Genomic DNA, 9,370 nt, shown 5'->3' with positions numbered 1-9,370 from the left:
AAGGTTCTGTCTATGAGTAGGCAGTAGGAGCTTGGGGTAGATACAAAAAAGCGCACGATCTCTCGTGCGCTTTTCTTTTTAATTTCAGTTCATGCAGCTACTTCAAAACATCTTTTAGCGCTTTTAGGCACAACGCGACATTCTCTTTACGAGCACCGTAACCCATTAGGCCGATACGCCATGCCTTACCAGCCAAAGAGCCAAGCCCAGCACCGATTTCAAGATTATATTCTTCTAAAAGCTGCGTTCTGATCTTAGCCTCATCAATTCCTTCTGGGAAATAAAGTGCATTAAGCTGCGGCAGGCGGCTCTCTTCATCAACCACAAACTTTAACCCTAGAGCTTCTACGCCTTCTTTAAGCTCTTGGTGCATCGCATGATGACGAGACCACGCATTATCTAAGCCTTCATTTTTCAACAAAACCAGCGACTCATGCAGAGCATAAAGGCTGTTCACGGGTGCGGTATGGTGGTAGCTACGCTTACCTTCTCCACTCCAGTAACCTAATACTAAACTTTGATCCAAAAACCAGCTTTGCACTGGTGCTTTACGGGCTTTCATTTTATCAACCGCACGCTGAGAGAAAGTCACTGGAGATAGCCCTGGCACACAAGACAGACACTTTTGGCTGCCAGAATAAACCGCATCAAGCTGCCACTCATCAACCAGCAATGGCACACCACCTAATGATGTCACTGCATCAACAATCGTTAACGCATCAAACTGACGAGCGACAGCAGAGATAGCTTGAGCATCAGATAACGCTCCGGTTGATGTCTCTGCATGCACAAATGCAACAGCAACGGCATCGGGGTTTTCTGCCAATGCTTGTTCTACCTTTTCAACTGAAACGGGCTTGCCCCATTCGTCATCAACAAGGATCGCTTCGCCACCACAACGCACCACGTTTTCTCGCATACGCTCACCGAAGACACCGTTACGACAAACAATCACCTTTTCACCAGGCTCAATCAAGTTAACAAAACAGGTCTCCATACCCGCACTGCCCGGTGCAGAAACGGCAATCGTAAATTCGTTTTCAGTCTGAAAAGCGTATTTAAGAAGCTGTTTAAGCTCGTCCATCATCGCAATAAACAGCGGATCTAAGTGACCTATGGTTGGACGGCTCAAAGCCTGTAACACTTGAGGTGAGATATCTGAAGGACCAGGTCCCATTAACGTTCGGTGTGGTGGATAAAAGCTATCGATAGCAGTAGTGAGTGGTAAATTAGACATGTACATCCCTTACGTTAATGTTGTGAACAATCCACCCTAAAGCAAATTGATTACCTCAGCAATTAGCCATAAGTATTGAGGTCAAACCACTGTCACATAATTGTTAAAATTATTTTTCAATTATCTCAAGTTACGGATTGACATTGTTACCACAAAAACGTTCAATGAAACGGCTATCTAGCAGAAGAGGAGCACTGCCCAGGCAGATGTTTTGTGGAACCGCATTTCCAATACAAAACATTTATGGGGAGCAGTGCCGAGATAATAAAAGGATGCAGGACCTTTATTATCGGTTGAGCGGGCTGAATCCCGTCAACTGTCGCCATTTCTATATGGTGAAGAGCTTCTGAGGTTACTATTCTAATAATTCCTCTCTTTTTGCTCTAAAACTCTCTTCGAAAAACATCGGACGTTGGATTACCCAACCGTAATTTTATTTTAGGAAGTCGTGGGAGATATATCGTGAGTGCATCTAATGTAGCTGGTTCTTTTAATGTCGCTAAGTTTGGTGGAACAAGTGTTGCCAACTTTGAAGCAATGAGCCGTTGTGCTGCCATTATTGAAAACAACTCAAACACGAAACTGGTCGTGAGTAGTGCATGCTCTGGTGTCACTAACTTGCTGGTTGAACTAGCAAATGGTGTTCAAGACAAAGCTCGTCGTCAGGAACTAATGGCGCAATTAGCGGACATTCACAACGCAATTCTTGACCAACTCGCAGATCCAATCAGCATCGAAAAAGAAGTCCACAGCATTCTTGATGACATTGCGAGCGCTGCAGAGGCCGCATCATTCCAAACAAGTACTAAACTGACGGATCACCTTGTCGCATGTGGCGAGTTGATGTCGACACACATCTTGGCTCAGATCATCTCTGAACGAGGCACTCCTGCTGTTCGCTTTGATATCAGAGATGTGATGCGTACTAATGATGATTTTGGTAAAGCCGAACCTCAACTAGAAGATATTGCCGCTCTAGCGCAAGAGAAACTGATTCCACTTTGCCAACAACAAGTTGTCGTTACCCAAGGTTTTATCGGCGCTGATAGCGAAGGTAACACCACGACTTTAGGCCGCGGTGGCAGTGATTACTCAGCAGCATTGATTGCCGAATCTGTAAAGGCGATTGGTCTAGAAATCTGGACGGATGTTCCGGGTATTTACACCACTGACCCTCGTATTGCACCTAAAGCTTCTCCTATCCCAGAGATCAGCTTCAGTGAAGCATCGGAAATGGCAAACTTTGGTGCGAAGATCTTGCATCCATCGACTCTAGTACCTGCATTACGCCACCAAATCCCGGTATTTGTCGGCTCTTCTAAAGCACCAGAGTTGGGTGGAACTTGGATTCGCCAACAGGTGGAAAGCTCTCCACTATTCAGAGCCCTCGCCCTTCGCTGCAACCAAACCATGGTTACGCTGCGTAGCGCTAATATGTTCCATGCTTACGGCTTTCTTGCGAAAGTGTTCGAGATCCTTGCTAAACATAAGATCTCTGTCGATCTGATTACTACCTCTGAGATCAGTGTTTCACTCACCCTAGATCAAACTGATACATCTGGTGGTGCTCCTGAATTACCAGAAGCAGCACGTCTTGAGCTAGAAGAGCTTTGTTCAGTCGATGTGGAACATGACCTGTGTTTAGTGGCATTGATTGGTAATAATATGAGTGAAAGCAAAGGCTACGCTAAGCAAGTATTCAGCACTCTTGAAGACTTCAACCTACGCATGATTTGTTACGGTGCAAGCCCACACAACCTGTGCTTCTTACTAAATGAATCTGTTTCTAAGTTGGCGATTCAAAAACTGCACCAAGAATTATTTGAATAGAAAGTCCGTTTATCATCGACAGATAAATCACAAATACAAAAAGGGTTGCTATTTAGCAACCCTTTCTCTTTTTACTTTACGAATCAAAGCTCATCATAGATTCAAACTAGTTAATGTTAGGACCTAACCACTTCTCGGCTTCTAACATATCCCAACCTTTGCGGTCAGCATAGCTATCCACTTGATCCTGTTGAATCTGTGCAATAGCAAAGTATCTAGCATCAGGGTGTGAGAAATACATACCAGACACTGAAGCACCAGGCCACATCGCGTAGCTTGTCGTTAATGACATATCGATTGCCTTTTCAACGTCCATCAGCTCCCACAACGTACCTTTCTCTGTATGCTCTGGGCAAGCAGGGTAACCTGGAGCTGGACGAATACCTTGGTATTTCTCTCGAATCAAATCGTCGTTAGACAAATTCTCATCTGGCGAGTAACCCCAAATATCCTTTCTCACTTCTTTATGCAGATATTCCGCGAACGCCTCAGCCAATCGGTCAGCAACCGCCTGAATCATAATCGCGTTGTAGTCATCGCCTTTCGCTTTGTATTCATCAGCCAGCTCTCGCTCACCAATACCACCCGTAACCGCAAAGCCACCAATCCAATCCGCTTTACCGCTTTCTTTTGGCGCAATGTAATCAGACAAACAGTAGTTAAAGCCTTTTGGTTTCTCTGTTTGTTGACGAAGATTGTGTAGAACTTTTAGAACTTCGGTACGAGATTCATCGGTATACACCTCAATATCATCACCAACACTGTTCGCTGGGAACATGGCACACATACCACGCGCTTCAAGCAGCTTCTCTTTCTCTACGCGATCCAGTAAATCATTAGCATCTTTGAATAAACGTTTTGCCTCTTCACCCACTTCTTCATGATCAAGGATTGCAGGGTATTTACCAACCAATGACCATGTCATAAAGAATGGAGTCCAATCGATGTACTGACGCAAAGTTGCCACATCAAAATCATTGAAGATGTGAACTCCCGGCTTAGCGGGTGCCGGTGGCGTATACGCATCCCAATCGATAGCAACTTTATTGGCACGAGCTCTTTCAAGCGTGACAGGCTTGGTACGAGGCTTCTTACGATTGTGCTGATCTCGAACGCGATCGTAATCGATATCCAGCTTCTCAACGAAAGCGGGTTTCAATTCATCAGAAAGTAGTGAGGTACAAACACCCACTGCACGCGAGGCATTATTTACGTATACAACAGGTTCTGAATAATTCTGCTCAATCTTAACTGCTGTGTGAGCTTTAGATGTGGTTGCACCGCCAATCAGAAGAGGCAGCTTGAAACCCTGTCTCTCCATTTCTTTAGCAACATGTACCATTTCATCAAGAGACGGTGTAATCAGCCCAGACAGGCCAATAATGTCGACATTCTCTTCTTTCGCTACCTTGAGAATCTTCTCGCAAGAAACCATCACACCTAAGTCGATAATTTCGTAGTTATTACACTGTAAAACCACACCAACGATATTTTTACCGATATCGTGAACGTCACCTTTAACGGTCGCTAACAAAATCTTACCGTTAGTTGCGCCCACTTCTTTGGATGCATTAATGAATGGTTCTAAATGGGCAACCGCCTGTTTCATCACACGCGCAGACTTTACAACCTGTGGTAAGAACATCTTACCTTCACCAAACAGGTCACCAACAACGTTCATTCCGTCCATTAGAGGACCTTCAATCACTTCAATAGGACGAGAGGCATTAACACGAGCTTCTTCGGTATCTTCAACAATAAAGTCGGTGATACCTTTTACCAAAGAGTGCTCCAAACGCTTCTCTACAGGCCAAGTTCGCCACTCTAATGCAGATTTATCTTCAACCTTACCAACAGCACGCTCTAGGTATTCGGTCGCCATATCCAGCAATCTTTCAGTCGAATCATCACGACGGTTTAGTACCACATCTTCAACAGCATCACGCAGATCTTCTGGAACATTATCGTAAATTTCCAACTGACCAGCGTTTACAATGCCCATATCCATACCGTTTTTAAAACAGTGATATAGGAATACCGCGTGAATAGCCTCACGGACGTAGTTATTACCACGGAATGAGAATGAAACATTCGACACACCGCCAGAGATCATCGCATGCGGGAGATCGCGTTTGATGTCTCCTACTGCTTCAATGAAATCAACCGCATAGTTATTATGCTCATCGATACCAGTAGCCACTGCGAAAATATTCGGGTCAAAAATAATATCTTCTGGTGGGAAACCGACTTCATCAACAAGAATGTTGTAGGCATTGGTACAGATTTCGATTTTACGCTCTCGAGTATCAGCCTGCCCGACTTCATCAAACGCCATCACGATGACAGCAGCACCATAACGACGAACTAATTTGGCTTGCTCAACAAACTTCTCTTTGCCTTCTTTTAGAGAGATTGAGTTAACGATGCCTTTGCCTTGAATACACTTTAGGCCAGCTTCGATAACTTCCCACTTAGAAGAATCGACCATAACAGGTACTTTCGAGATTTCAGGTTCTGAAGCACATAGATTCAGGAATTTAACCATACACGCCTCGGCGTCTAGCATCCCTTCATCCATGTTGATATCGATAATTTGAGCACCATTCTCGACTTGCTCTCGAGCTACACTCAAGGCTTCGTCGTAGAGCTCTTCTTTGATAAGGCGCTTAAAGCGTGCAGAGCCGGTAACATTGGTCCGCTCACCTACATTCACGAACAAAGATTCTTTAGCTATCGTCAGTGGCTCTAGTCCCGAAAGACGACAAGAAACTGGTAAGTCTGGCAATTGACGCGGCGTTACACCTTCAACGGCCTCAGCCATTTGACGGATATGCTCTGGAGTAGTACCACAACACCCACCAATTAGGTTCAAGAAGCCACTTTCAGCCCACTCTTTAACATGTTCAGCCATATCCTCAGGAGAAAGGTCATACTCGCCAAATGCATTAGGCAAACCCGCATTAGGGTGAGCAGAAACATTGCACTCTGAGATACGAGACATCTCACCGACATACTCACGCAGTTCATCAGGGCCCAATGCACAGTTCAATCCAAATGAGATTGGTTTTACATGACGAAGGGCGTTGTAGAATGCTTCTGTCGTCTGTCCTGAAAGGGTACGACCTGATGCGTCAGTGATGGTACCGGAAATCATCACTGGAAGAGCAATACCCACCTCTTCAAAAACAGATTCAACGGCAAAGGCACACGCTTTCGCGTTTAACGTATCAAAGATAGTTTCAATAAGAATTAAATCTGAACCGCCCTTAATGAGCGCGCGAGTCGATTCAGAATAGGCTTCAACCAGTTCGTCAAAGCTAACATTACGGTAACCTGGATCGTTTACATCAGGCGAGATAGAACAAGTTCGGTTGGTAGGGCCTAATACACCCGCGACGAAGCGAGGTTTATCTGGGGTCTTTGCAGTCCATTCATCAGCTGCTTCACGAGCAAGCTTGGCAGCAGCAAAGTTAATCTCTTCACTAAGGCTTTCCATATCATAGTCGGCCATAGCGATGGTTGTAGCGTTAAAGGTATTGGTTTCGAGGATGTCAGCCCCAGCTTCCAAATACTCCATATGGATATCTTTGATAAGCTTAGGCTGTGTAAGAACTAAAAGGTCATTGTTGCCCTTCAAGTCACTGTGCCAATCAGCAAAGCGTTCACCACGATAGTCTTGCTCTTCCAATTTATAATCCTGAATCATGGTGCCCATGCCACCATCAATCAGTAAAATTCGTTGCTTCAACAGAGCGTCAATCTTTTGCCTTACATTACTTCCCACGGTACAACCTCATTCCTTTAATTATCCCTCCATCCTATCACACATTAAAAAGGAGTCTAGACGTCTAAAAAAGGAAATTGATTACTGAGTCATGACAAAAAAATGTTTGCTATTTGAGCATGAGACAACGAAAATTCATATTCATACTTTGTTACATGTTGGAATCCCAATGTCGGTCTATTACACCTTATGCTTCTTGTCCGCTGCAGCCATGCTTATTGCTTTCGTGAATACAAAAATTGGTAAAATGCAGACAACCATCGCCATTACAGCTGGCTCAATGATGTTATCTCTATTAATTATCATTGCGGGACAAAACAATTGGTTCCAATTGGCTGACATCGCCTCAGAAACCGTTGCCAGTATCAATTTTGAAGATTTCCTTCTAAAAGGGATATTAGGATTCTTACTATTTGCAGGCGGTTTGGGAATCAAATTACCAAACCTAAAAGACCAGAAATGGGAAATAACAGTACTCGCGTTAGGTGCTACGCTGTTTTCAACATTCTTTATCGGTTTTGTGCTGTACGGGTTTTGCCAGTTCATCGGTATTCAATTTGATCTGATTTACTGCCTACTCTTTGGCTCGCTAATCTCTCCAACCGATCCCATCGCCGTGCTAGCAATAGTAAAGAAACTCGACGCTCCCAGAAGAATCTCTACTCAAATCGAGGGAGAATCTCTATTCAACGATGGTTTTGGCTTAGTTATCTTCGTAACCCTATTTACTATCGCATTCGGCACAGAAGCGCCAACCGTCGGTAGTGTGACCATGCTATTCGTTCAAGAGGCAATTGGCGGCATCGTCTACGGTTTTGTTTTAGGTCTTGTATTCCACTACCTAATCAGCAATACCGATGACCACTCGATGGAGTTGCTATTAACCATCGGCATCCCAACTGCTGGTTATGCGTTTGCTGAAGTTCTACATGTATCAGGCCCATTAGCGATGGTGGTATCAGGTATCATGATTGGTAACTGGACTCGCTTTATCGGATTCTCGAAAGAGAGTGAAGATCACCTAGATCATTTCTGGGAGTTGATAGATGAATTCTTAAACGGCGTATTATTCCTACTAATTGGTATGTCGATGCTGTTATTCAAATTCCACCAAGAAGACTGGATCTTAATGGCGTTCGCAGTCCCTCTAGTATTGAGTGCACGTTACTTGAGTGTTTTCTTGTCTTACATCGGATTTAAACGCTTTAGAACTTACAACCCGTGGTCGATTAAGATTCTAACTTGGGGTGGCTTACGCGGTGGCTTAGCATTAGCCATGGCACTTTCGATCCCTTCAGGTATCTGGGTAATTGAAGACAAAGCAATAGATGTAAAAGAGATAATCCTTGTCATGACATACGCCGTTGTTGTGTTCTCTATTCTAGTTCAAGGCTCAACAATCACTCCTATGATAGAGAAAGCAAAACAAGCAGAGAAAGAGCTAGATTAACACCTAGATAGATCAACCAAAGCCGCCTACTTTAGGTGGCCTTTTTTATACCCAATGAAAGTCAAACTCACCAATTCCCATACTGGAGCTATCGCTGAAAGATATGCGTGGAACATAGAGCTCATATCGATATTTGATACAGCTAATATTTGAGTAATCGAAAGCCTTAATGTGGGTGGACAGAACTCTTTAAGGAGCTTAAGTCATACAGAGAATTAGTTCTTCTGCCCACTCGCTAGTCTACCCAATAACCCACTCTCAAGTTATATAAGCTTCAATCGAAAGGCTTCACCTTTCACCTGGAAACAAAAATAACGGGACTCAACGTCTCGCTAGAATAGCGTTAGTTATTAACAGGACTACGGAGCTAGATGAGTGGTGAACAGAAAGCTTTAGCTTTGAACTAAGTCATTAAATACAGCAAGGCTGCACTAAATCAGTGTTCGATAGAGATAGCTAAAGGAACACATGGTACTTCAAGTGATACTTGTAAAAATGACAGGAATAAAAAGTGCTAGCATTTCTGCCGAGACGTGCAGACTAGAGTCTTAAATATGGCAAGGCTGGAATGAGTAGGCACTCCGGAGATTCGAGCACGCAGGTGAGCTAGGAGCGCCTAGTTATCCCAACATTACTTCGTAGAAGCAGCAGATACAAAAAAGCCCCAGTATTTCTGCTGAGGCTTAGTATATGGAAAGGTTGGAGGTTTAGACTCCCAACACGCGCTGTTTTGGTAAGTAGGAGAATCCGCGGCTTTGCTAATGGCGTATATTATACCAATCCGGAAAATTAACTGATCAGGTCAATCCAATCTCTTGTACACATTTTTGTGACGCGATCTTTGCACTCAAGAAATCCATTCCAAGCGCTACAGACCTTCGAAACAATATCGTTATAATCAATGAAGTTTTGGTTTGCTAGATAGTGTTGCCTTAACCAACTCCACACTTGCTCTATAGGGTTAAGCTCTGGTGAGTATGGCGGCAATTTGATAATACTGACATTATCAAATGGGTTAGCAATATCATCGGTATGCCATCCTGCGCCATCCATTATTACCACTGAATGA

5 protein-coding genes and 1 riboswitch are annotated in these 9,370 nt (G+C 43.9%); of the genes, 2 read left to right on the top strand and 3 right to left on the bottom strand.

Annotated elements, in window-relative coordinates:
• Window positions 1-97 precede the first annotated feature (97 nt).
• Complete coding sequence (locus AB4585_RS01685; RefSeq protein WP_017061337.1) at window positions 98-1,237, bottom strand: alanine--glyoxylate aminotransferase family protein; 1,140 nt, start codon at window positions 1,235-1,237, stop codon at window positions 98-100.
• 176 nt (window positions 1,238-1,413) lie between these two features.
• A riboswitch (Lysine riboswitch) is annotated at window positions 1,414-1,591 on the top strand.
• A gap of 108 nt (window positions 1,592-1,699) precedes the next feature.
• On the opposite strand from AB4585_RS01685, the gene lysC reads away from it, so the two are divergent.
• Complete coding sequence (gene lysC, locus AB4585_RS01680; RefSeq protein ID WP_372155766.1) at window positions 1,700-3,067, top strand: lysine-sensitive aspartokinase 3; 1,368 nt, start codon at window positions 1,700-1,702, stop codon at window positions 3,065-3,067.
• Between the two features lie 106 nt (window positions 3,068-3,173).
• Here lysC and metH read toward each other — a convergent pair whose 3' ends face one another.
• Window positions 3,174-6,851 (bottom strand): methionine synthase, encoded by a 3,678-nt coding sequence (gene metH, locus AB4585_RS01675; protein WP_372155765.1) that lies wholly within the window; start codon window positions 6,849-6,851, stop codon window positions 3,174-3,176.
• A 169-nt stretch (window positions 6,852-7,020) separates the two neighbouring features.
• On the opposite strand from metH, the gene AB4585_RS01670 reads away from it, so the two are divergent.
• A complete protein-coding gene (locus tag AB4585_RS01670) occupies window positions 7,021-8,301 on the top strand; it encodes a sodium:proton antiporter (RefSeq protein WP_017061334.1) in 1,281 nt (426 codons plus the stop codon).
• Between the two features lie 789 nt (window positions 8,302-9,090).
• Here AB4585_RS01670 and AB4585_RS01665 read toward each other — a convergent pair.
• Window positions 9,091-9,370: transposase (locus AB4585_RS01665; RefSeq protein ID WP_372169272.1), on the bottom strand; the 280-nt coding region annotated here is incomplete at its 5' end.

The organism is Vibrio sp. 10N.222.49.C9, assembly GCF_041474985.1.
GTDB lineage: Bacteria > Pseudomonadota > Gammaproteobacteria > Enterobacterales > Vibrionaceae > Vibrio > Vibrio crassostreae_C.
This window is presented reverse-complemented; position numbering and strand designations above follow the sequence as displayed.